26 protein-coding genes are annotated in these 24,493 nt (G+C 68.6%); 15 read left to right on the top strand and 11 right to left on the bottom strand.

Annotated elements, in window-relative coordinates; all coding sequences use genetic code 11:
- Positions 1 to 39: 39 nt before the first annotated feature.
- The 7 genes from rpe to ACP7CK_RS08250 all read left to right on the top strand — a co-directional run bounded on the left by rpe (position 40) and on the right by ACP7CK_RS08250 (position 8,326).
- On the top strand, positions 40 to 705 hold the full coding sequence (rpe, locus tag ACP7CK_RS08280) for a ribulose-phosphate 3-epimerase (protein WP_372704894.1): 666 nt from the start codon (positions 40 to 42) through the stop codon (positions 703 to 705).
- Positions 702 to 2,549, top strand: a complete 1,848-nt coding sequence (locus ACP7CK_RS08275) for a heparinase II/III family protein (RefSeq protein WP_426025697.1) — start codon at positions 702 to 704, stop codon at positions 2,547 to 2,549. Before rpe ends, ACP7CK_RS08275 begins: the two co-directional genes overlap by 4 nt.
- A complete protein-coding gene (locus ACP7CK_RS08270; protein ID WP_426025696.1) occupies positions 2,546 to 2,890 on the top strand; it encodes a hypothetical protein in 345 nt (114 codons plus the stop codon). The genes ACP7CK_RS08275 and ACP7CK_RS08270 overlap by 4 nt, the downstream gene beginning before the upstream one ends.
- A gap of 81 nt (positions 2,891 to 2,971) precedes the next feature.
- Entirely contained in the window at positions 2,972 to 4,576 is a 1,605-nt protein-coding gene (gene purH / locus ACP7CK_RS08265) for a bifunctional phosphoribosylaminoimidazolecarboxamide formyltransferase/IMP cyclohydrolase (RefSeq protein ID WP_426025695.1), read from the top strand.
- 13 nt (positions 4,577 to 4,589) lie between these two features.
- On the top strand, positions 4,590 to 5,054 hold the full coding sequence (locus ACP7CK_RS08260; protein ID WP_372704890.1) for a GNAT family N-acetyltransferase: 465 nt from the start codon (positions 4,590 to 4,592) through the stop codon (positions 5,052 to 5,054).
- A 62-nt stretch (positions 5,055 to 5,116) separates the two neighbouring features.
- Positions 5,117 to 6,016: a dienelactone hydrolase family protein gene (locus ACP7CK_RS08255; protein WP_426025694.1), complete on the top strand. Its 900-nt coding sequence runs from the start codon at positions 5,117 to 5,119 to the stop codon at positions 6,014 to 6,016.
- Between the two features lie 228 nt (positions 6,017 to 6,244).
- A complete protein-coding gene (locus ACP7CK_RS08250; RefSeq protein ID WP_426025693.1) occupies positions 6,245 to 8,326 on the top strand; it encodes a S8 family peptidase in 2,082 nt (693 codons plus the stop codon).
- A gap of 99 nt (positions 8,327 to 8,425) precedes the next feature.
- Here the strand turns inward: ACP7CK_RS08250 and grpE are convergent, their stop codons facing one another.
- The gene (gene grpE, locus ACP7CK_RS08245; RefSeq protein WP_372705007.1) at positions 8,426 to 9,013 is read right to left on the bottom strand and encodes a nucleotide exchange factor GrpE; all 588 of its coding nucleotides are present in this window, start codon (positions 9,011 to 9,013) and stop codon (positions 8,426 to 8,428) included.
- A 44-nt stretch (positions 9,014 to 9,057) separates the two neighbouring features.
- On the bottom strand, positions 9,058 to 10,116 hold the full coding sequence (gene hrcA, locus ACP7CK_RS08240) for a heat-inducible transcriptional repressor HrcA (protein ID WP_292150852.1): 1,059 nt from the start codon (positions 10,114 to 10,116) through the stop codon (positions 9,058 to 9,060).
- A gap of 101 nt (positions 10,117 to 10,217) precedes the next feature.
- Between hrcA and rph the strand changes: the two genes are divergently transcribed.
- Positions 10,218 to 10,943 carry a ribonuclease PH gene (rph, locus tag ACP7CK_RS08235; protein ID WP_426025692.1) on the top strand — a complete coding sequence of 242 codons (726 nt, stop codon included), beginning with the start codon at positions 10,218 to 10,220 and terminating at the stop codon, positions 10,941 to 10,943.
- 64 nt (positions 10,944 to 11,007) lie between these two features.
- Complete coding sequence (locus tag ACP7CK_RS08230; RefSeq protein ID WP_426025691.1) at positions 11,008 to 11,487, top strand: hypothetical protein; 480 nt, start codon at positions 11,008 to 11,010, stop codon at positions 11,485 to 11,487.
- A 69-nt stretch (positions 11,488 to 11,556) separates the two neighbouring features.
- Here ACP7CK_RS08230 and pnp read toward each other — a convergent pair whose 3' ends face one another.
- From pnp to ACP7CK_RS08190, 8 genes are all read right to left on the bottom strand, one after another.
- Positions 11,557 to 13,794 carry a polyribonucleotide nucleotidyltransferase gene (gene pnp / locus ACP7CK_RS08225; RefSeq protein ID WP_008260258.1) on the bottom strand — a complete coding sequence of 746 codons (2,238 nt, stop codon included), beginning with the start codon at positions 13,792 to 13,794 and terminating at the stop codon, positions 11,557 to 11,559.
- Positions 13,795 to 14,039: 245 nt separating this feature from the next.
- The gene (gene rpsO, locus ACP7CK_RS08220) at positions 14,040 to 14,309 is read right to left on the bottom strand and encodes a 30S ribosomal protein S15 (protein WP_008261985.1); all 270 of its coding nucleotides are present in this window, start codon (positions 14,307 to 14,309) and stop codon (positions 14,040 to 14,042) included.
- Positions 14,310 to 14,388: 79 nt separating this feature from the next.
- Complete coding sequence (gene truB, locus ACP7CK_RS08215) at positions 14,389 to 15,318, bottom strand: tRNA pseudouridine(55) synthase TruB (RefSeq protein ID WP_426025690.1); 930 nt, start codon at positions 15,316 to 15,318, stop codon at positions 14,389 to 14,391.
- A 43-nt stretch (positions 15,319 to 15,361) separates the two neighbouring features.
- Positions 15,362 to 15,817: a 30S ribosome-binding factor RbfA gene (gene rbfA / locus ACP7CK_RS08210; RefSeq protein WP_008263233.1), complete on the bottom strand. Its 456-nt coding sequence runs from the start codon at positions 15,815 to 15,817 to the stop codon at positions 15,362 to 15,364.
- A 65-nt stretch (positions 15,818 to 15,882) separates the two neighbouring features.
- Positions 15,883 to 16,560: a DUF2459 domain-containing protein gene (locus tag ACP7CK_RS08205; RefSeq protein WP_426025689.1), complete on the bottom strand. Its 678-nt coding sequence runs from the start codon at positions 16,558 to 16,560 to the stop codon at positions 15,883 to 15,885.
- Positions 16,561 to 16,650: 90 nt separating this feature from the next.
- A complete protein-coding gene (locus ACP7CK_RS08200) occupies positions 16,651 to 17,160 on the bottom strand; it encodes a hypothetical protein (protein ID WP_035310293.1) in 510 nt (169 codons plus the stop codon).
- Between the two features lie 31 nt (positions 17,161 to 17,191).
- Positions 17,192 to 18,124 carry a Gfo/Idh/MocA family protein gene (locus tag ACP7CK_RS08195; RefSeq protein WP_426025688.1) on the bottom strand — a complete coding sequence of 311 codons (933 nt, stop codon included), beginning with the start codon at positions 18,122 to 18,124 and terminating at the stop codon, positions 17,192 to 17,194.
- Entirely contained in the window at positions 18,124 to 19,287 is a 1,164-nt protein-coding gene (locus ACP7CK_RS08190; protein ID WP_426025687.1) for a DegT/DnrJ/EryC1/StrS family aminotransferase, read from the bottom strand. The genes ACP7CK_RS08195 and ACP7CK_RS08190 overlap by 1 nt, the downstream gene beginning before the upstream one ends.
- 160 nt (positions 19,288 to 19,447) lie before the next feature.
- Here ACP7CK_RS08190 and ACP7CK_RS08185 point away from each other — a divergent pair, with 160 nt between their 5' ends.
- From ACP7CK_RS08185 to ACP7CK_RS08175, 3 genes are read left to right on the top strand one after another with little or no spacing between them, the layout of a single operon-like run.
- The gene (locus tag ACP7CK_RS08185; protein WP_426025686.1) at positions 19,448 to 20,548 is read left to right on the top strand and encodes an AGE family epimerase/isomerase; all 1,101 of its coding nucleotides are present in this window, start codon (positions 19,448 to 19,450) and stop codon (positions 20,546 to 20,548) included.
- The gene (locus tag ACP7CK_RS08180; protein ID WP_292150351.1) at positions 20,545 to 21,054 is read left to right on the top strand and encodes a D-glycero-alpha-D-manno-heptose-1,7-bisphosphate 7-phosphatase; all 510 of its coding nucleotides are present in this window, start codon (positions 20,545 to 20,547) and stop codon (positions 21,052 to 21,054) included. The genes ACP7CK_RS08185 and ACP7CK_RS08180 overlap by 4 nt, the downstream gene beginning before the upstream one ends.
- A gap of 59 nt (positions 21,055 to 21,113) precedes the next feature.
- The gene (locus tag ACP7CK_RS08175) at positions 21,114 to 21,995 is read left to right on the top strand and encodes an alpha/beta fold hydrolase (RefSeq protein WP_426025685.1); all 882 of its coding nucleotides are present in this window, start codon (positions 21,114 to 21,116) and stop codon (positions 21,993 to 21,995) included.
- On the opposite strand, the gene ACP7CK_RS08170 is transcribed toward ACP7CK_RS08175, so the two are convergent.
- Positions 21,992 to 22,966: an ABC transporter ATP-binding protein gene (locus tag ACP7CK_RS08170; RefSeq protein ID WP_008264330.1), complete on the bottom strand. Its 975-nt coding sequence runs from the start codon at positions 22,964 to 22,966 to the stop codon at positions 21,992 to 21,994. The two genes, ACP7CK_RS08175 and ACP7CK_RS08170, sit on opposite strands and share 4 nt — an antisense overlap.
- A 106-nt stretch (positions 22,967 to 23,072) precedes the next feature.
- Between ACP7CK_RS08170 and ACP7CK_RS08165 the strand changes: the two genes are divergently transcribed.
- The 3 genes from ACP7CK_RS08165 (at position 23,073) to ACP7CK_RS08155 (ending at position 24,463) form a co-directional block, all read left to right on the top strand.
- On the top strand, positions 23,073 to 23,312 hold the full coding sequence (locus ACP7CK_RS08165; protein WP_426025684.1) for a zinc-finger domain-containing protein: 240 nt from the start codon (positions 23,073 to 23,075) through the stop codon (positions 23,310 to 23,312).
- A 99-nt stretch (positions 23,313 to 23,411) separates the two neighbouring features.
- A complete protein-coding gene (locus ACP7CK_RS08160; RefSeq protein ID WP_008259598.1) occupies positions 23,412 to 23,852 on the top strand; it encodes a VOC family protein in 441 nt (146 codons plus the stop codon).
- Entirely contained in the window at positions 23,852 to 24,463 is a 612-nt protein-coding gene (locus tag ACP7CK_RS08155; protein WP_230307713.1) for a DUF6655 family protein, read from the top strand. The genes ACP7CK_RS08160 and ACP7CK_RS08155 overlap by 1 nt, the downstream gene beginning before the upstream one ends.
- Positions 24,464 to 24,493: the final 30 nt, after the last annotated feature.

Raw genomic sequence — 24,493 nt, 5'->3', positions numbered from 1 at the left:
GGCTTGCTCCCGCCCGCAAGCCGTCCTATCCGAGGGGCCATGGCCGTTACCCCCCTGATCTGCCCGTCCATCCTCGCCAGCGACTTCTCGCGCCTGGGTGAAGAGGTCCGCGCGCTGGAAGCCGCGGGCGCCGACTGGATCCACATCGATGTGATGGACGGGCATTTCGTGCCCAACATCACCCTGGGGCCGGACATCGTGAAGGCGATCCGTCCGCACACCAGCCTGCCGTTCGACGTGCACCTGATGGTGGCGCCGGTCGATCCGTGGCTGGAGGCCTATCGCGACGCCGGGGCCGATCTCCTGACCGTCCATCCCGAAAGCGGCCCGCACCTGCACCGCACCCTGGGCCGCATCCGCCAGCTGGGGGCCAAGGCCGGGGTGGTGTTCAATCCGGCCACCCCCCTGTCGATCCTCGAAGAGGTGGTCGATCTGGTGGACCTGGTGCTGATCATGTCGGTCAATCCCGGCTTCGGCGGACAGAAATTCATCGACAGTTCGCTGCGCAAGATCGCCGGCGCCCGCGCCATTCTGGACCGCGCCGGATCGACGGCCCATCTACAGGTGGACGGGGGCGTGACCTCGGCCAATGCGGCGGCCTGCGTCGCGGCCGGGGCCGACGCCCTGGTCGCCGGCTCCTTCGTGTTCAAGGGCGACTATGCGACCAATATCGCCGCCCTGAAGGCCGTCCCGGCCGCCGCGTGAGCCCGATCAGTCCCTTCGCCCCGCGCGGCGCCGAAGCCACGCCAGGCCTGGCCTCGGGTCAGATCCCCGGCTTGGCCGGCGCGCCGGTGCGAACCCCGGTGCGGTCGGGCGAGACGGCGACCGGACCGGGCCTGTGGCCGGCCATCGCCGGACGCCTGGTCACCCGTCAACTGTGGATCGAGCTGTACGGCCTGCCGGGTTACAGCCTGACGCTGAGCCCGTTCCTGGGCGGGGGCAAGGTCACGGCCTTCGCGGCCACGCCGCGCGATTTCCGGCCGCACGATCCGGCGCCGGGCAAGAATCTGCTGGTCGGTCGTTTCGTTCTGGCCGGCGCCTCGATGGAGGTCGAGGCGCCGGCGGATCCGTGGAACCGCCCCAGCCCGTCGCGTCCCTTCGCCGTAGAACTCCATGCCTTCAACTGGCTGCCGGCCTTGATGGCCCAGGGGGAGCGGGGCGCGCGCGAGGCCTTGCGTCTGACGCTCGCCTGGGCGGACACCTTCGCGCGTTGGTCGCCCTTCGCCTGGGGTCCCGAAATTCTGCCGCGCCGGGTGACCAATCTGGCCTGCGCCGCCCGCAAGATGGGCGCGGTGGCGACCGAGGCCGAACGACTGAAACTGGCCGACAGCCTGGCGCGCCAGACCCGACAGCTGCTGCGCCCGCCCGGCGGTCTGGCGACCCGGGCCGAACGGTTGACGGCGGCGGCTGTCGGCGGCTGCGTCCTGGCCGGGGCGCCGGGTCAGGCCTTGCGGCGGCGCGCGCTAGGCGGCCTGACGAGCGCCTTGAAGACCACGGTCCTGGACGACGGCGGCCATGCGTCACGCAGTCCCGAGGCCGGGTTGGAGCTGTTGCTCGACCTGCTGACCCTGGACGACGCCCTGGCCCAGCTGTCCGAGCCGACGCCGGACGCCGTGTCGGGCGCCATCGCCCGCCTGACGCAGGGCCTGCGGCTTCTGACCCTGCCGGACGGTCGCCTGGCCAGTTTCCAGGGCGGGGGACCGTCCACCGTCGCCCGTGTCGCCGCCGCCCGCGCCCATGACGAGACCGCCACGACCAAGGGCGATCCCGCTCATCCGCCGACCGGAACCGTCGCCGGCCTGACGCGGATCGCCAGCCCCTTGCTGGCCATCATCGCCGACGCCGCCTCGCCGGCTGGGGGCGCCTGGGGGGCGTCCGCCTGCGCCCAGCCGATGGCGCTGGAGATCGCCTGCGGCAAGGACCGGCTGGTGACCGGCTCCGGCTGGACCCCGCGGGCGACGGATCGTCAGGCCCTGCGGCTGACGCCCGGCCATTCGACCCTGACCCTGGGCGAGCGGTCGCTGAACGAGCCGCTGGGCGGCTGGAAGGGCGAACTGCTGGGTCCACGCCTGGTCGGGCCGCCCATCCATGTCACCACCGACCAGCGCGACGGCGACGGCGCCGTCTGGCTGGACATGGAGCATGACGGCTGGAACGAGGCCTTCGGCCTGAACCACCAGCGCCGCCTCTATCTGGACCAGCGGATGGACGAACTGCGCGCTGAGGAAAAACTGTTCCCGACGCCGGGCCGCAAGGAGATGATCCGCCAGATCGCGGCCCCCTACGCCATCCGCTTCCATCTGGAGCCGGGGGTCCAGGCCTCGCTGGCGCGGGACCGCCGCTCGATCCTGTTGCGCGGCGCCTCGGGCCGGGGCTGGTGGTTCCGCACCGACGGCCCCGACGTGGCCATCGAACCCAGCGTCCATATCGACGCCGGCCTGACCCGCCGCTCGCTGCAGATCGTGGTGCGCGGCTCGGCCCGCACCGACAGCGAGAGCCGAATCCGCTGGAAGCTGAGCCCGGCGGGCGCGAGCGGCGATCCGACGTGACCGACGCCGGCCGCCTGCGGATCGTGCGCGGTCTGCATACGGCCATCTATATCGTCATGTCGGCGGCCTGTTTCGCCGTCCTCTACGCTGGGATTTCGGGGCGAAGCGGGCCGTGGCTTTACGTCGCCCTGACCCTGGTGGCCATTGAGGTCGTGGTCTTCGTCGGCTTCGGCCTGAAGTGCCCTCTGACGGCCCTCGCCGTCCGCTACGGCGCCCGCCCGGACGGCGCCTATGACACCTTCTTTCCCGAGCGATGCACGCGTCACACCTTTCGGGTCTTCGGTCCGTTGATCGCGCTTGGGCTGATCCTCAACGCGCTTCGCTGGTTCGGCCTGCTCTGATCCGTCCGCATACGGGGTGACGCACGGGCGCCCCGGTGCTAGACGCCGCGCCATCCTCCCCCAGCCTTTACGGACGCCGCCATGCCCGCCGCTCCCGACTTTCCGCCCGCCCCCGACCGGGTCAAGCCGCAACGCGCCCTGATCTCCCTGTCCGACAAGGCCGGACTGGAAGACGCCGCCCGCACCCTGCACGACCTGGGCGTCGAACTGATCTCGACCGGCGGCACCCGCGCGGCGATCGCCAAACTGGGCCTGCCGGTCAAGGATGTGGCCGATCTGACCGGCTTCCCCGAGATGATGGACGGCCGGGTCAAGACCCTGCACCCCGTCGTCCACGGCGGCCTGCTGGGCGTGCGCGACGCCGCGGATCACGCCCAGTCAATGATCGACCACGGCATCGGCGCCATCGATATCGTCTGGATCGACCTCTACCCGTTCGAATCCACCGTTGCTTCCGGCGGCTCGTTCGAGGCGGCGGTCGAGAATATCGACATCGGCGGTCCGGCCATGATCCGCTCGGGCTCCAAGAACCACGGCTATGTCGCCGTCGCCGTCGACGGCGAGAGCATCGGCCTGATCCTTGAGGCGCTGAAGGCGGAAGGCTCGACCGATCTGGCCCTGCGCAAGCGGCTGGCCGCCCGCGCCTTCGCCCGCACCGCTGCCTATGACGCCGCCGTCTCCGGCTGGTTCGCAAGCCAGGTCGAGGACGTCGCCCCGGCCCGCAAGTCGATCGCCGGTTCGCTGGCCCAGACCCTGCGCTACGGCGAGAACCCGCATCAGAGCGGCGCCTTCTATCGCACCGGGGAAGCGCGTCCCGGCGTGGCCCATGCGACCCAGATCCAGGGCAAGGAGCTGGGCTACAACAATATCGCCGACGCCGACGCCGCCTATGAGCTGGTCGCCGAGTTCGAGGCCCCGGCCGTGGTCATCGTCAAACACGCCAACCCCTGCGGCGTCGCGGTCGGCAAGGATCTGTCGGAAGCCTACGCCCGTGCGCTGGAATGCGACGCCGTCTCGGCCTTTGGCGGCGTGATCGCGGTCAACCGCCCGCTGAACGGCGACGACGCCCGCGCCATCACCGGCATCTTCACCGAGGTGGTCATCGCCCCCGGCGCCGACGACGAGGCCAAGGAAGTCTTTGCTTCGAAGAAGAGCCTGCGCCTGCTGATCACTGACGGCCTGCCCGATCCGCACGGGCCGGGCGAGGTGTTCCGCTCGGTCGCCGGCGGCTTCCTGGTCCAGAGCCGCGACCGGTCGCTGATCAAGCCCGAAGACCTGAAGATCGTCACGCGCCGCCAGCCGACGCCGACCGAGATCCAGGACATGCTGTTCGCCTTCACCGTGGCCAAACACGTCAAGTCCAACGCCATCGTCTACGCCAAGGACGGCCAGACCGCCGGCATCGGCGCCGGCCAGATGAACCGTCGCGACAGCGCCCGCATCGCCGCGATCCGCGCCAAGGAGGCCGGCGAGGCCAAGGGACTGGCCCATTCCCTGGCCCAGGGTTCGGCCTGCGCCTCGGAAGCCTTCTTCCCCTTCGCCGACGGCCTCTTGGAAGCCGTCGCGGCCGGCGCCACCGCGGTGATCCAGCCCGGCGGCTCGATGCGCGACGCCGAGGTCATCGCCGCCGCCGACGAGCAGGGCATCGCCATGGCCTTCACCGGGGTGCGGGTCTTCCGGCACTGAGGATCGACCCCGGATGATCCTTATCGAGGACGCCGACCCCGACCATGGCGACGCCCGCGGTCTGATCGCCGCCCTGTCCCAGCGACTGGCGGCGATCACGGGCTCCAGCGGCCAGGCCTCGTTCGATGCAGATGATGTGCGGGGGCCGGGCGCCGCCTTCCTGCTGGCGCGGGACGAGGAGGGGCGGGCCATAGGCTGCGGCGCCCTGCGTCCGCTCCAGCCGGGCGTCGCCGAAATCAAGCGCATGTATGCGGGGGGCGCCGGACAGGGTGTGGGTTCGGCCGTGCTCGCGGCTCTGGAAGCGAAGGCGAAAAGCCTCGGCTACGGCGAAATCCGGCTGGAAACACGTCGCGTCAACACTGTGGCCGTGCGCTTCTATCTCCGCGCCGGCTATCGCGAAATTCCGCCCTATGGCCTCTATGTCGGCCGACCGGAGGCTGTCTGTTTCGTCAAGCCAATCGGATCGACTTCCGCCTAAGTTGACTGGACGCCCCCGGCGCGCCGTGATGGTCTGCGGCTCCCCGTTTCTGGAGCCGTCCCATGACCACCCTGATCCGTCCCGAAGGCCAGACCCCCGATGATCTGAAGCTGAGCCGCAGGGCGGTGGGCGCCCTGGGGGGGCTGCTCTTCTCGGGCTATGCGGTCGCGGCCCTGGCCAAGGAGGCCCGACCCATCACCACCGACGCCGCCGGGCTGGAGACCGCCGAGGTGACCTATCCGGCGCCGGACGGGTTCGAACTGCCGGCCTATGTGGCGCGGCCGGCGGGCGAGGGGCCTTTTCCAGTCGTGGTGGTGGTGTCCGAGATCTTCGGCGTCCACGACTATATCAAGGACATCTGCCGTCGCCTGGCCAAGCAGGGCTACGCCGCCATCGCCCCGGCCTTCTTCAACCGGGTCGAGGATCCGGCGCCCCTGTCCGACATGGGCCGGATCATGCAGATCGTCGGTGCGGCCGACTATGAGCAGGTGATGGGCGATCTGTCGGCGACCCTGGACTGGGCCAGTCAGCAGCTGTGGGCGCGGGACGGCAAGGTCGGGATCACCGGCTTCTGCTGGGGCGGCAAGGTGGTGTGGCAGGCGGCGGCGCGCTTCGCCGTCATCGGCGCCGGCGTGGCCTGGTACGGCCGTCTGGCGCCGGCCCCCGACGCGACGCCGGTGCAAATTTCATCCGGCCAGCCGTGGCCGGTCGATCTGGCCGATGACCTGAAGGCGCCCGTCCTGGGTCTGTACGGCGGCCAGGACCAGGGCATCCCCCTGGCCAGCGTCGAGCGGATGCGCGAGGCCCTGGCGCGAGCGGGCCAGACCGACAGCCGGATCATCGTCTATCCCGACGCGCCGCACGGCTTCCACGCCGACTACCGCGCCAGCTACGCCGAGGCGGACGCCCGGGACGCATGGGCGACACTTCTGGCCCACCTCGACAAAGCGTTAAGGAGTTGAATTGCTACTGATGTGACGCATGGCGGAGGGCTCTGCGTCAGGGAGGGTGACATGGGCGGTTTGCGGTTAAGCAGGGCGGTTCTGCTGGGTGTAGGCCTGTTGTTTCTTCCCCTTGCGGCCTGTGGGGGCGGGGGAGGCGGCGGCGGGGGCGTCGTAACGCCCGTCGTGCCACCACCACCTCCTCCTCCCCCGCCGCCCCCGCCCCCTCCTCCGCCGCCGCCCCCTTCGGTGTCCTCCACCGAGTATCTGCGGAACTACGGCCTGGCCAATATGAAGGCCGAGGTCGGGTGGCAGGCCGGCGCCACCGGAAACGGCGTCACGGTCGCTGTGGTCGATTCCGGCGTCAGCAACAGCCAGGCCGATCTGGTCGGGCGGATTTCCACCGCCTCGACCGACGTGGTTCCGGGCCGCAACACCCCCTATGTCGCGAACGACAGCCACGGAACCCTGGTGTCGGGGGTGATCGCCTCGAACTTCAACGGACTGGGCTCGGTCGGCGTGGCCTATGAATCGACCATACTGTCGATCCGCACCGACATCTCCGACTGTGAGGATGAGGACGACGACGTCTGTTTCAGCAGTTCAGACCTGGTCCGGGCCCTGGACTTCGCCGTGGCCAACGGGGTCAAGATCATCAACATGTCCCTGGGCGGCGATGGTCGGCTGGGCTCCGCCTTCGAGGCGGCCCTGTTGCGCGCGGTCGATTCCGGGGCGGTCATCGTCGCCTCGTCGGGCAATGACGGCGAGGCCAATCCCGGCTGGCCCGCGCAATATGCGGTGGATCCCCGGTTCTCCGGCTCTGTCATCGCCGTCGGTTCGCACGGCGAGACCAATGTCATGTCCAGCTTTTCGAACCGCGCTGGGGCCACGGCCGCCGCCTATATTTCCGGGCCGGGCGAGGACGTCATCACCGGCTGCGACGGGACCCTCTGCTGGGAGGTCAGCGGCACCTCCTTCTCGGCGCCCCATGTCTCGGGCGCCCTGGCCCTGCTGATGGACGCCTTCCCCAATCTTTCGGCGCGTCAGGCCCTGGCCATCCTTCTCGACACGGCGCGCGACGCCGGGGACGCAGGGACCGACATCGTCTACGGCCGGGGCCTGCTGGACCTGGCCAACGCCTTCCGGCCGGTGGGAACGAGCTCGACCCCGATGGCCGACGGAGGCTCCATCGTCGCCGAGAGCGAGCCTGGCAGTTTCGTCGGCCCCGCCTTCGGCGACGCCTTCTCACGCCAGACGGCCTTGGGGACCGTCCTGTTCGACAGCTATGATCGGATGTTCGCCGTCCAGCTGGGCGGGGCCTATCCGACGGCGCCGAGCCGCTCGTATCAGGCCGCGCCGTTCGCGCCGAGCCGGACGGCGACGACCCGGCTGGCCCTGCCGAACGGGGGCCGGCTGAATCTGACGGCGTCCCAGCCGGTCGAGACGCCCGAGCCCATCGCTCCGCGTTATGACCTGACCGACGCGCCCTGGTTGGGCGATGAACCCCGTCAGGAGGCCATGCTGGATCTGGAGATGGGCCGGCTGAGCTTCGCCACATGGCAGGGTCGCGGCGGGGCGCGGTCGCCCTTCGACGCGGCCGGCGACGGTTTCGCCGCCCTGGCCCAGGCGGATCATGCGGCGCGCGGCGCCCTGCGGTTCGGGTCGCTGACCCTTGCGGCCGAGAGCGGGGGCGGGGACCGGCGTATGCCGCTGAGGCGGGTCGAGGCGGAGGCTTCAAGCTACAGCCGCGCCACCCTGGCCTGGCGCGGCGCAGAAGGCGGCCTGTCGGTCAGCATCGGCGGCCTGGACGAGCGTCTGGGGCCCTTGGGGGCCTTCCTGCCCGGCGGATCGGACTTCGCCCTGCCGTCGCGCACCCGCTTCTATGCGGTGGGCGGCGACTGGACCCTGAGGCCCGGCCTGGCCCTGATCGGCGAGGCCGGCGTCGGCTCGACCCGGAGCGAGGGCCGGTTCCTGTCGATGGACCAGGCCGCGATCAGTTCGAACTGGCGTCTGGGCCTGCTGACAGGGTGTTCGGTGCTCTGCGACCGGATCAGCTTCACTCTGTCGCAGCCGCTGCGGATCGAAAGCGGCGCCTTCTCGGCCTGGCTGGCGGATGTGCCGGTCGAGTATTTCGACCCCCTGACCTATTCGCGCCGCAGTTTCTCGGCCACGCCGAGCGGCCGCCAGATCGATTTCATCCTGGGCGGCGAGCGGAGTCTGTGGGACGGCTCAAACCTGACGATCCAGGCCGTGGCCAGCCGTCAGCCGCGCCATGTTGCGGACGCCGCGCCGGAATTCGCCTTGATCGGCGGATGGCGGCGGAGGTTCTGAGGGGGAGTGACTGGTGAATGGTGAGTCGTGAGCAAGAGGTGAGCGGCTTGCGGAGACACCGCAGCTCACTACTCACCCCTCACCAATCACGTCCTCACATCAGGCCTTGCCGTCGAAGGTCTGGCCTTCGGGCGCGGGGGCTGCGCCATAGGGGTTGGCGCCCTGCGCGCCCGAGCCCTTGGCCGCGACCACGACCATGGCCGGGCGGATGGTGCGGCCGAACAGTTCGAAACCGGACTGCATGGTCTGGAGCACGGCGCCGCCGGGAACCGTATCCGACGGCTGTTCGATCATGGCCTGGTGCAGATGGGGGTTGAAGGCCTCGCCGGCCTCGGGCGCGACACGCTTCAGCCCATTGGTCTCGAACGCCTGCAGCAGGGCCTTCTGGGTCATTTCCAGACCGGTCACCAGAGCCACGGTCGGGCCGTCCGTATCCTTGGGCGCCGCCATCAGGGCGCGCTCCAGATTGTCGGCCACGCCCAGCAGATCCTTGGCGAAGCGCTGGATGGCGAAGGCGCGGGCGTCGTTCTGCTGCGTCTCGGCGCGGCGCTTCAGGTTCTCCATCTCGGCGGCGACGCGCAGGGCGCGGTCCTTCCACTCGTCGCGTTCGGCGATGACGGCGTCCAGCGGCGCGAGATTGTCCGAGGGATCGGCGTCCAGGCCGTGTTCGGCGTTGGTTTCCGCCATATCGGCGTCCAGCTCGTTGAAGTCGTCGTTAAGGGGCTTGTCGCTCACTTGTCGTTCCCGTCCAGCATCCGGCCCAGCACCCGGGCGGTATAGTCCACCAACGGGATGACACGGGCGTAGTTCAATCTTGCGGGGCCTATGACGCCGATGGCGCCCAGGACCCGCTGTCGGCCGCTCATATAGGGCGCCGCGATCACGGCGGAACCCGAAAGTGAAAACAACCGCGTTTCGGCGCCGATGAAAATCCGCACCCCTTGGGCCGCATCCACCCCGTCCAGCAGGCCGATCAGCTGTTCCTTCTGCTCCAGGTCGTCGAACAGGACCCGCACCCGCTCCAGATCCGCCAGGCCTTCGCCGTCCTGCAACAGATTGGCGCGGCCGCGCACGATCAGGGCGCGCTCTCGGTCCGGGCCGCCGGACCAGGCGGCGAACCCGTCCTCGACCAGGCGGGCGGCGGTCTGGTCCAGTTCGCGCCGGGCGATCTCCAGTTCCTGGGTCATCTCGCGCTTGGCGTCGGCGAACGGCCGGCCGCGCAGGCGGGCGTTGAGGAAGTTGGAGGCCTCCACCAGGGTGGAGGGCGTGACCCCGGCCGCCAGGGTCATGATCCGGTTCTCGACCGTGCCGTCGTCGGCGACGATGACCGCCAGGGCCTGATCCCCGCCCAGGGCGACGAACTCCACGTGTTTGACGCCGGACTCGCGCACCGGGCTGGACACCACGCCCGCGCCCCCCGCCAGGCCCGACAACAGGTTCGACGCCTCGTCCAGGGCGGATTCGAAGTTGCGGCCGCGCCCGGCCAGCCGGCCGTCGATCTCGCGCCGCTCCTCCTTCGTCAGGTCGCCGACCTCCAGCAGGCCGTCGACGAACAGGCGCAGGCCCGCATGGGTGGGGATCCGCCCCGCCGATGTATGCGGCGCAGCCAGCAGCCCGGCCAGGGTCAGGTCCTGCATCGTATTGCGGATCGAGGCCGGCGACAGGGCGATCCCGCCCAGCGACAGGGTGCGCGACCCCACCGGCTCGCCCGTCTCCAGATAGGATTCGACGATGCGCCGGAAGATGTCGCGCGCCCGCGCGTCCAGCCCCGCCAGCCCGGCGAGAGCCATGCCCGGGGATTGGGCGCCGTCGAAGGGCGGGGTTTTGGGGGCATACAGGCTCACGGTTTCAGGATAAGCACCGCAGCCCCCGCTTCCAAGGACTCATCTCAATGCGCCATTCGCAACGCACCGACGATCAACTGCGTCCCGTGACCATAGAGACCGGCGTCAACCGCTACGCCGAGGGCTCGTGCCTGATCACCTTCGGCCACACCAAGGTCCTGGTGACGGCCTCGGTCGAGGAGACCATCCCCGGCTGGATGCGCGGCAAGGGCCAGGGCTGGGTCACGGCCGAATACGGCATGCTGCCCCGCGCCACCCACACCCGCGGCCGCCGCGAGGCCGCCGCCGGCAAACAGACGGGCCGGACGCAGGAGATCCAGCGCCTGATCGGCCGCTCGCTACGCGCCGTCGTCGATCTGAAGGCCCTGGGCGAACGTCAGGTGGTGCTGGACTGCGACGTCATCCAGGCCGACGGCGGCACCCGCACCGCCTCCATCACCGGCGCCTGGGTCGCCATGGCCTCGGCCCTCAACTATCTGCGCGGCGAGGGCGTGCTGAAGTCCGACCCGATCCTGGACCAGGTGGCGGCCGTCTCGTGCGGCGTCTGCGACGGCGTGCCGGTGCTGGACCTGGACTATGAAGAGGATTCCGAGGCCGAAGCCGATTCCAACTTCGTCCTGACCGGCGCGGGCCAGATCGTCGAGGTCCAGGCCACCGGCGAGAAGCGCGGCTTCTCCCGCGCCGAGTTCGACCGCCTCTTCTCCCTGGCCGAGATCGGCTGCACCGAACTGTTCGCCCTGCAAAAGGCTGCGCTGGAGGCGGTGCGCCGATAGGGGCTTTCGCGCGTTAAGGGGACGGGTCATCGTCTGGGTGATCCCGTCCTGCCCGGAGATGCCGATGCGCCGCCCCCTGTTCATCAGTTCCGCCTCAGCCGCCGTTCTGGCCTTCGCCCTGACGGTCGCGGCCTGTCAGCCCGGAAGCGACGCCCCCAACGCCTCTTCCTCTGGCGTCTCTTCCTCTGACGCCTCTTCCTCTGGGACCGTTTCCTCGGCGGTCCCCAGCCCCGCCGCTCCTGGCCCCGCCCCGGCCGGGAACCCCGCAGCGCCGACGCCGGCGCCGTCGGAAGACGCTCAGGCCCGGATTCCGGAAGGGCCGGACATGAGGCCCGAGCGGATTCCCGCCAGTGAAATCCCCTGTCGTGAGCAGATCGGCGAGGCGGCGTCCGCGCGCCTGGTCGAACGCTGCATCCAGGTCAGCCCCGCGACCCACCCGCCCTGCAACGCCGCCAACCCCTGCGACCTGATCCAGGGCGAGATCGACCGGTCCTGCAAATTGTGGGCGCGCGACGGCGATCCGCCGGCGGCGTGCCGGTCTTAGGACAGGCCGCCATGAAAAAGGCCCCGCCGTCACCGGCGGGGCCTTCTCATTCAGCCGTGTGGCTCAGTCCTAGTCGCGACGGCGACGACCGCGATCGCCACCGCGATCACCGCCGCCTTCGCGCTTGGGACGGCCGCCGGTGTCGTCCGACAGGGGCTCTTCGCCGCGCTCGGCGCGTTCGGCGTTGATCTTGTCGGTCAGGTCTTCACCCGTGGTCTGATCGACGACCTTCATCGACAGCTTGGTCTTGCCGCGATCGTCGAAGCCCAGGAACTTGACCTTGACCTCCTGGCCTTCCGACAGGACGTCGGCCGGGTTGGCGACGCGTTCCAGAGCGATCTGGGACACGTGGACCAGGCCGTCCTTGGCGCCGAAGAAGTTCACGAAGGCGCCGAAATCGACGACCTTGACGACCTTGCCGGAGTAGATGGTTCCGACTTCCGGTTCCGAGGCGATGGACTGGATCCAGGCCTTGGCGGCGTCGATCTTCTCCTGGTCGTTGGCGGCGACCTTGATGGTGCCGTCGTCGCCGATGTCGATCTTGGCGCCGGTCTTCTCGACGATCTCGCGGATCACCTTGCCGCCCGAACCGATCACTTCACGGATCTTGTCGACCGCGATCTTGATGGTTTCGATCTTCGGCGCATGCTCGCCCAGTTCGGCGCGCGGCGCATCCATGGCCTTGGACATCTCGTCCAGGATGTGGAGGCGACCGGCCGAGGCCTGGGTCAGGGCCTGTTTCATGATCTCCTTGGTGATGCCGGCGACCTTGATGTCCATCTGAAGGCTGGTGATGCCTTCCGAAGTGCCGGCGACCTTGAAGTCCATGTCGCCCAGGTGGTCTTCGTCACCCAGGATGTCCGACAGGATGGCGAACTCGCCCGACGGCTCCAGGATCAGGCCCATGGCGATGCCCGAGACCGGACGGATCAGCGGCACGCCGGCGTCCATCAGGGCCAGCGACGAACCGCAGACCGTGGCCATCGAGGACGAGCCGTTCGACTCGGTGATCTCGGAGACCAGGCGGATGGTGTAGGGGAAGTCTTCCTTCGACGGCAGCATCGGTCGGATCGCGCGCCAGGCCAGCTTGCCGTGACCGATTTCGCGACGGCCGGGCGAACCCATGCGGCCCGCTTCACCCACCGAATAGGGGGGGAAGTTGTAGTGCAGCAGGAAGCTTTCCTTGTAGGTGCCCTGCAGGCTGTCGATGTACTGCTCGTCCTCGCCGGTGCCCAGGGTGGCGACGACCAGGGCCTGGGTTTCCCCACGCGTGAACAGGGCCGAACCGTGGGTGCGCGGCAGGACGCCGACTTCCGACACGATGGCGCGGACCTTGTCGAGGGCGCGGCCGTCGACGCGGTGGGCGTTCTCGATGATGTCGCGACGCAGGACGTCGGCTTCACATTCCTTGAAGGCGGCCGCGAACTTGGAGCTGTCGACGCCCTCGGGGTTCTCGTCGGTCTTCACCAGGGCGGCGGCGGCGGTCTTCTTGGCCGCATCGACGCCCGAGCGACGGTCGTATTTGCCGGGGTGGGTGTAGGCGGCCTTGATGTCCTCGCCGACCAGCTTCTTGATCGAGGTGACGACGTCGGAGTGGTCTTCGGCCTGGAAGTCGAAGGGCTCCTTGGCGGCGTGTTCGGCCAGATCGATGATGGCGTCGATCACCGGCTGCATGCCGGCGTGGGCGAACATCAGCGCCTCAAGCATCTTCTCTTCCGACAGCTCCTTGGCTTCGGATTCGACCATCATCAGGGCGTCTTGCGTGCCGGCGACCACGAGGTCCAGATCAGAGCCCGGGATCTGGTCGACCGTCGGGTTCAGAACCAGTTCGCCGTCGATCAGGCCGACGCGCGCGGCGCCGATGGGGCCCATGAAGGGCACGCCCGAGATGGTCAGGGCGGCCGAGGCGGCGACCATGCCCAGCACGTCCGGATCGTTTTCCATGTCGTGCTGCAGCACGGTGATGACGACCTGGGTCTCGTTCTTGAAGCCCTTGACGAACAGGGGGCGGATCGGACGGTCGATCAGGCGGGAAACCAGGGTTTCCTTCTCGCTGGGACGGCCTTCACGCTTGAAGTAGCCGCCCGGGATCTTGCCGGCGGCGAAGGTCTTTTCCTGGTAGTTGACAGTCAGGGGGAAGAAATCCAGACCCGGCTTGGGCGAACGGCCATAGACGACGGTGGCCAGAACCACGGTCTCGCCGTAGGTCGCCAGCACGGCGCCGTCGGCCTGGCGGGCGATGCGGCCCGTTTCCAGGGTCAGCGGGCGTCCGGCCCACTCGATCGTCTTGCGTTTGATATCGAACATATTTCGTCTTTCGTATCCCGGACGGCGTATTCCGTGCGGGGTCCCATCATTGGGGGCGGATGCGTCGGCGTTCAGTCCTTCGATCCAGAGGTCGCCGCGCCATCGCGGTCGACCGGGAGAGGACCGGCATGGCCCTCGCAACTGCGCCGTAAGTCCTGCGGCGCACAGGTCGTCTCTAGTCGCACAACGAGGCGCGGACGTGACCGCCCGCGCCTCGAAAGCGTATTCTACACTGATCCGACGCCTTAGCGGCGCAGGCCCAGCTTGGCGATGAGCGCCTGGTAGCGACCGGCGTCGACCTTGTTCAGGTGGTCGAGCAGGCGGCGACGTTGCGACACCATCTTCAGAAGGCCACGACGCGAGTGGTTGTCCTTCTTGTGGGTCTTGAAGTGTTCGGTCAGGTTGGAGATGCGTTCCGACAGGATCGCGACCTGAACCTCGGCCGAGCCGGTGTCGCCAGCGGTGCGGGCGTTATCGGCGATGATCTCGTGCTTGCGTTCAGCAGTAACCGACATCGTAGAGTCCTTTCTTGGCCTATCGCGCTTCGCGCTACTTGAGGCCGTGGGGTCTCGGCCCTTGCCGGATGGCGCGGGCCTAGAGGTTGAAAACGCGGTCGGGTTCTAACCGGCCGGCCCGCAACTGACAGAGAGCGACGAGGGTCTGGCCCTGAAAGGCTGAAACCGTTCGCGAACCGTCCGACAGACGGGTCTTGAGGGTTTCCACCTGACGGGGGAGCAGAACGATCGGGCGTCCCTGCCGAAGCGAGAAGGCGTCCTGATCCGTCACGGCCAGCTCCGGGATGTCGTCCAGGGCGGTCGCAACGGGAAGCAAGCCTTCCGAGGCGGCGCCCCTATGCACCAAATCCTCGAGAAAATCCAGCGTCACGGCGTTTTCGGTATGAAACGGTCCCACCCGCTCGCGCCGCAGGGCCGAAACATGCCCCTCGGCGCCCAGGACGGCCGCCAGATCGCGCGCCACCGACCGGACATAGACGCCCTTGCCGGTGCGGATGGTCAGTTCGACATGGTCGGCGTCCGGCGCGTCCGTGACTTCGGCCGAATAGATAGTGACGCGGCGGGCCTGAAGCTCGAACTCGACCCCGTCGCGGGCCAGGTCATAGGCGCGAGCGCCGTCCACCTTGATGGCTGAGAAACGGGGCGGGGTCTGGTCGATCTCTCCGACGAAGGCGGGCAGGGCGGCCTTTACCGCCTCGACCGAGGGGCGGACGTCCGAGCGGCCGATGATCTCGCCCTCGCGGTCCACGCTGTCGGTCGATACGCCCCAGTTGATGGTGAAGCGATAGACCTTCTGCGCCTCCATCATCATCGGCACGGTCTTGGTCGCCTCGCCCAGGGCAATGGGCAGGATGCCGCTGGCCAGCGGATCCAGGGTGCCGGCGTGACCGGCCTTCTGGGCGTTGAACAGGCGGCGGATGCGGCTGACCGCCTCGGTCGACCCCATCTCGAACGGCTTGTCCAGGCACACCCAGCCGTCAACGATGTCGCCCTTCTTCTTGCGGGCCATTATGCCGGGCCTATCGCGCTTCGCGCTACTTGAGGCCGCGACATCAGGAGTCGCCCTCTTCCTCGTCGCGGCGTTCCAGGTCGGCGCGGACGCGGGGGTCTTCGAACAGACGGTCGAGATGGCTGGCGGCGTCGAAGCTTTCGTCGTGGCGGAAGCGCAGGTCCGGCGTGAACTTCATGTCCAGACGCCGGCCCAACTGGCCGCGCAGGAATTTGGCGTGGACGTTCAGCGCCTTGATGATCTCGCTCTCGTGGCCCGTGGTCGCGGCGGCCTCGACGCCGGCGCCCAGGGGTTCGACGAAACAGGTGGCGTGTTTCAGGTCCGGCGACAGGCGGACCTCGGTCACGGTGACGGACACGTCGGCCAGGGCCTCGTCGTGGATGTCCTCCTCACGCAGGATGTCGACCAGGGCGTGACGGATCAGTTCGCCGGCGCGCAGCTGGCGTTGGCTCGGACCGGCCGGGCCGGAGGAATTGCGGGTATGCTGTTTGTGGGCCATCGGCCGCTCCTTCTTGTTCGCCCGCCGGGGCTCGGACCCGGCCGGATAAGCGAAAGTCGGGCGGTCTAGGCGCGTGGAGCAGCCCTGTCCAGTTCCGCCGCTCTGACGGACCGCATCACCTCGCCCGAAAACGCCGAGCGCGCCGGGCGGATCGCCACCCCGCCGGCGTTCAGCGCACCGGCCGTCCAGTGGTTGCACAGGTGTAGGATCGAAAAGCTCTCCCGGCTGGCGAAGAAGCGGGCGTCGTCGCCGGCGCGAGCGGTCGCGACACGCGGCCCCCCGTCTGCGAGGTCGAGCGAGGACTCGATCCGTCCCGCCATTCGGTCGAAGGCGCCGGGCGGGAGGCGCAGGGCCGCGCGTCGATCGGCGGCGTGGCGGTCGCGGGGGTCCAGACTCTCCGGGTCCAGCATGACGACGGAGGGATTGCCGGGCCGGAAGAAGGCGCGCGCGCCGTCAGGCAATCGGTCCGAGATCGGACTTTGATCGACATAGAAGGCGGCGTCGCCCCAGCCGATCAGAATCCAGTCGCCGGGCGCCAGGTCCGCGACGGCCTGTCCAAGCGGCCCGCCGCGTCGTTCCAGCGCCGCGCGGGGCACGGCCAGATCGGTGTGGAAGCCGTTGTCGAGCAGATAGACCGTGACCGGCGCGTCGGTGATCGGCGGGATGGACGCGCCCGGCCGGGTCCAGGTCAGCAGGGCGGCGACCACGCCGATCAGAACCGCCAGGGGCAGAGCCCATCGCATCGCTGTCTCTCCGCACGCCTCTCCAGCCATGAAGATAGACGACCAGGCGTGGCGGGCGAAAGGGCGCGCCGTCGGCGGAACGGGCTGGATCTAGGAGTCCGTGTCCGCAAACGGCGAGACCGGCGCCGTCTGCCATTCGCCGCGCCAGTCGTAACTCAGTGTCACGCAATGGCGGTAGGTCCCGTCGGCCCAGCGGCCGACCGCCTGTATCGTCAGCGGGCGGGGCGCGCGGATGCGGCTCATCACCAGCCAGACGTCGTTCGCGCCGGGACACAGGGCGCGGGCCAGACCCCGTCCGTCGCCGCTCTGTTCGATGGCATAGAGGTCGCTCTCGTTCGCCCCCTCGGGCAGGACGCGCCGCGCCTCGTTCGGTCCGCCCCGGGTGAAGTCGGCCGAACCGCGCGCGGTGGTCGAGAACAGCCGTTCCACGCTGATCGCCCCGAACAGGCCGCGCCGGACCTGGAGGGTGATCCCCTTGGTCAGGGCCTGGGTGATGCGGTCCGAGGCGTTGTAGGACAGATAGCGGGTGTCGGCGTGCGCGGGCGCGGCCGCCGACAGGGTCAGCAAGGCGATGAGAACGGGAGCGAGGGGCGAGCGCATGTCTCTTCCTTCCCCGGCCATTGCGGCGACTTTACGCCTCGCCCAGGCAGCGCAGGGCGACTTCCAGATTACGCAGGCCGTCTTCGCCCGTCACCGCCGGGGTCTCGCCGGTGTGGATGGCGCGGGCGAAGGCCTCCAGCTCCTTCCTCAGCGGTTCGGCCGGCCAGCTGTTCAACATGCGGGTCGAATAGGAGCCGTCGGGCTGCTGCCCAAAATACTCCGTCACCTGGCGGGTGATCAGGTCGGCGACGATGAATTTGGTCTTGGTGGCGACCTGCAGGGTGCGGGTCTTGTAGGGCGTGACCCAGTTGGTCGTGATGTGGGCGATCACGCCATTGTCCAGCCGGAACTGCAGCAGGGCCGTATCCTCGCGCTCGGCGCGGGTGCGGGCCAGCTGCGGCTGGACCTCGACGATCTCGGATCCGGTCAGGTGGCGGATGATGTCGATGTCATGCACCGCCAGGTCGATGACCACGCCGACCTCGCCCATGCGCGGCGGGAAGGGGCCGACGCGGGTGATCTGGATGGAGATGATCTCGTCGTCGGCGACGGCGCGCTTGACCGTGTCCACGGCCGGATTGAAGCGTTCGACCTGACCCACCATCAGGACGCGGTCGTTGGCCTTGGCGGCGTCGATCATCCGCTGGGCGTCGGCCACGGTGGCGGCGATCGGCTTCTCGACCAGGACGTGGACGCCCTTTTCCAGCAGGGCGACGCCGATTTCAGCATGGAATCGGTTGGGCGTGGCCACGACGGCGGCGTCCAGGCCGGCGTCGACGAAGGCCTGGGCGCTCGTGACCGGCGCCGCCTCATAGGCGGCGGCGACCCCATCGGCGACGACCGCATCCGGGTCGAAGACCGTGGTCAGGTCGAACTCGCGCATCTCGGAGGCGACGCGCGCATGGTTGCGGCCCATGACGCCGACGCCGGCGACGCCGAACTTGAGGACGGGGGTGGTCGGCATCAGGCTTGGCCCTTGTAGCTGGCGACGGCGGCGATGACCTTGTCCTGGGTCGCCTCGTCCAGGTCGGCGTGCATCGGCAGGCTGAAGACCACGTCCTTCAGACGTTCGGTCACCGGCAGGCCGCCGGCCCCGCGCGGGAAATGCGCATAGGCCGGCTGCAGGTGCAGCGGGATCGGATAATAGACGGCGGTCGGCACGTCATGGGCCTTCAGATGGGCGATCAGGCCGTCGCGGTCGGGGTGTTCGACCGTATATTGCGCCCAGTTCGAGATATTGCCCGCGGGGACGTCCGGAACCTTGGCGACGTGAGGGCGCAGGCCTTGATTGTAGCGGGCGGCGATCCGGTTGCGCCACGTGATCTCTTCACCGAACACCTTCAGCTTCTCGATCAGCACGGCGGCCTGGATCGTGTCCAGACGGCTGTTCAGGCCGATTCGCATGTTCAGATATTTGGGGTCGTGGTCGAAGGTGCGGTCCTTCAGGTCCACCGCCACCGCCTTGCCGTGCACGCGGACGGAATCGATCAACTGGGCCAGTTCGTCGTCATTGGTCAGCACCGCCCCCCCGTCGCCGTAGCAGCCCAGGGGCTTGGCCGGGAAGAAGCTGGTGGTGGTGATGTCGGCCCATTTCAGCGGATGCTCGCCGCCGATGGTGCAGCCGAAACCCTGGGCCGAATCCGCGATCAGCTTCAGTCCGTGCCTGTCGCAGATCGCCCTGATCGCCGGATAATCGGCGGGCTGGCCGAACAGGTCGACGGCGATGACCACGCGCGGGGTCAGGCGGCCCTCGGCCTTGATTCCCTCGATGGCGCGCTCCAGCGCGGCCGGGTCCATATTGTAGGTGTCGGCGTCCACGTCGACGAAGACCGGCTCGGCGTCGAACCAGGGCACGACCTCGGCGGTGGCGGCGAAGGTGAAGCTTGGCACGAAGACCGCGTCGCCGCGTCCGATTCCCCAGGCCATCAGCGGCAGGGCCAGGGCGTCGGTGCCGTTGGCGCAGCCCAGGGCGTGTTCGGCCCGGCCGAAGGCGGCGAGTTCGGCTTCGAACTGGCGGACCTGAGGCCCCATGACCCAGGCGCCGCCGACGACGGCCTCCTGAACGGCGGCCTCGATCTTGCCGGCGAGACGCAGGCGCTGGGCCTGAAGGTCGATGAAGGGGATCATGAACGCGCTCTCCACGAGGATCCGGGGGGATCGGGGGCGGCGGGACGACGGGTCGGGCCGCGAGGGTGGCCGCCGTCCTAGCAAGATCGAACGCGGAGACCAAACCGGGCGGCGTCACTTCGCGTTGCCCATTGCAACGATCATGTTCTAAGCCGACGCCATGTCCGCTTTCGCCGCCGCCAAGACCAAGGTCACCAACTGGTTGTTTCACCAGGCCCTGCCGTTGTGGGCCGAACAGGGCGTGGACGGCCAGGGGCGGTTCTTCGAGCAGCTGGATTTCGAAGGTCGGGCGCGGACCGGACTGCGCCGACGCACCCGGGTTCAGGCGCGTCAGATCTATGTCTTCTGCGAAGCCGCCGCCCTGGGATGGGCGCCGGGGCGCGCGGTGGCCCAGGCCGGTCTGGACCGGATGATCGCCGCCTGTCGCCGCGACGACGGCCTGTGGGTCGCGGCGACCGATGACGCGGGCGCGGTCGTGGACGAGACGCCGGACCTTTATGATCTGGCCTTCGTGCTCTTCGCCCTGGCGGCCGCGCATCGGGTGCTGGGCGACGACCGGGCCCGGCCCCTGGCGCTGGAGACCCTGGGGGCGATCAATCGGTTGATGGCGGCCCCGCACGGCGGCTGGCATGAGGCCCTGCCGCCGAGTCTGCCGCGTCGCCAGAACCCGCACATGCACCTGCTGGAGGCCATGCTGGCCTGGCAGGCGACGGCGCCCGACCCGGTCTTCGGGACGGCGGCGCGCATGTCGCTGGACCTGTGCCGCGACCGTTTCCTGATCGACGGCGCGATCCGCGAATATTTCACCGAGGATTGGCGACCGGATCCGGCCGTCGGGCATATCGTCGAACCCGGCCATTTCGAGGAATGGGCCTGGCTGTTGCGTCAGGCTGAAATCGCCGGTCTCGACGCCGGCCCAGGCCTGGATCAGGCGGCGGAGGCCCTGCATCGCCGCGCCGTCGCCCAGGGGCTCAAGGCCGGCTTCATGATCCGCGAGATGGACGCCGACGGTGCGCCGATCCACGCCGGACGCCGTCTTTGGGCTCAGACGGAGGCTGTCCGCACCGCCCTGACCTTCGGGGACGCCGCCGCCGCAGACCTGATCGAGGCGACCTTCGCCACCCATCTGGCGACGGCCGTTCCCGGTCTGTGGGTCGACAGCTATGAGGTGGACGGGACGTCGTCGGACAAGGCCGCGCCCGCCTCCAGCCTGTATCACCTGATGACCGCCTTTTCCGAACTGCTGAGACACGACGCATGACCGGTCTGCCCGCCGTCTTTCTGGATCGCGACGGAGTCCTGATCGAGGACTCCGGCTATCCCCATCTGCCCGAACATCTGAAACTGATTCCGGGCGCGACGGCGGCGGTGCGGCGGTTGAACCGGCTGGGCTATCTGGCGGTGATCGTCACCAACCAGTCGGGCGTGGCGCGCGGTATGTTCGACGAGGCCCAGATGAACGGGTTCAACGCCCTGCTGGTCAAACGCATGGCCCAGGACGGGGCGGCGATCGGCGCCGTCTACGCCTGCCCCTTCCATCCGGAGGCGCGAGACGAACGCTATCGCCATCCCGACCATCCCGACCGCAAACCCAATCCCGGCATGCTGCTGCGGGCCATGGCCGATCACGACATCGATCCGGCGAAGTCCTTCATGATCGGCGACCAGCCGCGCGACATCGAGGCGGCGCAGCGGGCGGGCGTGTCGGGCTTCCTGTTCCAGGGCGGCGACCTGGACGTCTTCGTGCGTGAACTGATCGGCGCCTGACCATCGCAATTCTTCGTGCGGTGAATTAGTTTCCTCCTTCTTGGTTGAAGGAGCGCCCCGTGACCCTCGTCGCCGCCTATGTCGAACGTCGCTGGAAATCCCCGGACGGTCTGGACCTGTTCGCGCGCGATTATGCGCCGGGGCCCGGCGTCGCGCGTCCGCCGATCATCGCCATTCACGGCCTGACCCGTAACAGCGCCGACTTCGGCGCTCTCGCGCCTTTTCTGGCCCAGAGCGGACGGCGCGTCCTGGCCGTCGATGTGCGCGGGCGCGGCCTGTCGGATCGTGCGTCCGACCCGATGACCTACCGGCCCGATGTCTATGCGAAGGATATGCTGGCCCTGATGGATCAGGCGGCGATCGACCGCGCCGTCTTCGTCGGCACCTCGATGGGCGGGCTGATCACCATGGCCCTGACGGCCCTGAAGCCCCGGGCGGTGGTCGCCGCCATATTGAACGACATCGGTCCCGAGGTGGCGCCCGAAGGTCTGGCGCGCATCGCGTCCTACAGCGGCCAGCCCGTCGAGATCGGCTCATGGGCCGATGCGGCGGCCTATGCGAAACGAATCAACGGGGTCGCCTTTCCCCACTATTCCGACGCCGACTGGGACGGGTTCGCGCGGCGCATCTTCCGCCAGCAGCCGGACGGGGAGATCGGGCTGGACTATGATCCGGACATCTCGGTTCCGATCCGGGCGGCGGGGGCCAAGGCCCTGGTTCCCAACCTGTGGCCCATGTTCCGGCGTCTGGCGAAGACCAAGCCGACCCTGCTGGTGCGGGGCGGGGAGTCCGACCTTCTCAGCCTCGCCATCGCCGAGAAGATGAAGAAGGCCGCGCCGGCCATGGCCTATGTCGAGGTCCCCGGCGTCGGCCACGCCCCGATGCTGGACGAAGCCGAGGCCAAGGCGGCGATCTTCGAATTCCTGGCGGACGTGGATTAATCCTTCGTCGGATCGACCTGGCTGGCGTCGCCATAGGTCAGGGCCAGGAAGACGTCTTCCAGGTCCGGGTCCTCGGTGGTGATGTCGGCGATGGTCACGCCGGCGGCGCGGACGGCGTTGATGACCTGTTCCACCGACGATTGCCCCTTCTTGTAGGTCACGGCGAAGGCGCCGCCGGGACGGGGCGTGACCTGGAAGCCGTCCAGAACCGGGGGCGTCGCCTGGGGCGTCTCGGGCGTGACCACCACATTGCGGCTGTCCAGACGGCGCAACAGTTGCGGCGTCGGCTCGCAGGCCACCACCTGGCCCCGGTTGACGATGGCGATTGTGTCGCAGAGTTCCTGCGCCTCTTCCAGATAGTGGGTGGTCAGGACGATGGTCACGCCCTCCGCATTGATCTGGCGGACATAGGCCCACAGCTGGCGGCGCAGTTCGACGTCCACCCCCGCCGTCGGCTCGTCCAGGATCAGGATGGGCGGATTGTGAACCAGGGCCTTGGCCACCATCAGGCGCCGCTTCATGCCGCCCGACAGGGCGCGGACATAGGCGTTGGCCTTGTCCGACAGGCCCAGGGCCGCCAGCAGTTCGTCGGAGCGACGTTCATTCTTGGGCACGCCGTAGAAGCCGGCCTGGACCTCCAGCGATTCACGCGGGGTGAAGAAGACGTCGGCGACGATCTCCTGCGGCACCACGCCCAGGGCCGCGGCGGCGTCGCGCGGCTCCTTGTCGATATCGCGGCCCCAGATGGTCACCGTGCCTTCCGACTTCTTGACCACCCCGGCCAGGATGTTGATCAGGGTCGATTTTCCGGCGCCGTTGGGCCCCAGAAGCCCGAACACCGAACCGCGGGGAATGATCAGATCGACCCCGCGCAGGGCCGTCTTGGGCGCCGACTTCTTGGAGCCGGCGTAGGTCTTCTTCAGCCCGCGCACCTCGATGGCGTTGTCGGGCAGGGTCGTCGCATCGGTCATTCGGGGCGCTTTGATCGAGAAATCGGGTCGCGCGGCGGTTTGACGCCGCCGGACGGGCCGCATAGGTATGCGCCCGACGCCTCCTCGCCAAGATACGAGCCGAATAATGCCGCCCCGCCATCCCGACGCGATCATCCCTCCGCCCGAAGAAGTCGTGGTTTCGACCAAGCGCGTCGCCTGCGACGGCGGCGGCGGCGCCCTCGGCCATCCGCTGGTCTATATGGACATGGGCGGGGACGACTTCATCGAGTGCGGCTATTGCGACCGCCGCTTCGTCCTGTCGGCCGATCCGCACGACGAGAGCGAATATCTGAGCCCCGCCGCCCGCGCGCCCGAGGCCCATTGAATACAGGCCTGCTGAGCCTGTCACCTCAGTTGAATCGTGGTTTCGCCATCTGGCGGCTATAGAGGGCGTCAACCGGGCCTCCCGGACGGAGACACACGCTTGCGTTATCTGCACACCATGGTCCGCGTACAGGACCTCGACGCCTCGTTGCATTTCTACTGCGACCTGCTGGGCCTGCAGGAGGTGCGCCGCACCGAGAACGAGAAGGGCCGTTTCACCCTGGTCTTCCTGGCGGCGCCCAAGAATCTGGAACAGTCGGCGGCGGAATGCGCCCCCGAGGTCGAACTGACCTTCAACTGGGATCCGGAAACCTATCAGGGCGGCCGCAACTTCGGCCATCTGGCCTACAAGGTCGATGACATCTACGCCGCCTGCCAAAGGCTGATGGATGGCGGAGTGGTGATCAATCGTCCGCCGCGCGACGGCAATATGGCCTTTGTCCGGTCGCCGGACGGTATCTCGATCGAACTGCTGCAGGAAGGCGAGCCCCTCGCCCCTGCCGAGCCCTGGGCCTCCATGGACAATACCGGAACATGGTGATGCGTCACCTCGCACTGGTATCGACGGCGGCCCTGGCGTTGTCGGCCTGCGCCTCGACCACCGAGACCTATATCGGCCGCACCGCGACCGAACAGCTGCTGATGGCGCGGGCGTCGGACAAGGCGGTGGAGGGTTTGTCCCTGCCCCTGCCGACGGCGGCGTCGATCTTCGTCGATGAGTCCTATTTCCAGGGCGAGGGCTCGCGCTACGCCATCAGCGCCATTCGCGCCGCCCTGTCCGACGCCGGATACCGCCTGGCGCGCAACAAGGACGAGTCCGACGCCGTGTTCGAGATCCGGCCGGGCGCCCTGTCGCTGGAACAGATGCGCCGCGTCTTCGGTCTTCCGGAAATGCGGATTCCCATCAACGAGACCCTGAACGTCGTCTCGCTGCCGGAACTTTCGGTCTACAGCAATCGCGACCGGGTGGGCGTCGCCGAGTTTTCCGGCTTCCTGTACGAGGCCAAGACCGGCGCTCCCCTGGGCGCGGTCCTGCCCATGATCGGCGAGTACAGGATCCGCAGTCACAAGCTGCTGATGATCGTCAGCTGGGGTCAGCAACAGGCCCAGCCGGGACGGCGCGACCCTGGATCCAGCTGGACCGAATTCTGACGGCTGACGCGGCGGCTCCGGCCGCCTATG

The organism is Brevundimonas sp. TSRC1-1 (genome assembly GCF_049898245.1).
Taxonomy (GTDB): Bacteria; Pseudomonadota; Alphaproteobacteria; order Caulobacterales; family Caulobacteraceae; genus Brevundimonas; species Brevundimonas mediterranea_A.
The sequence above is the reverse complement of the archived record's forward strand: the minus strand, read 5'-3'. Positions and strand labels throughout refer to the sequence as shown.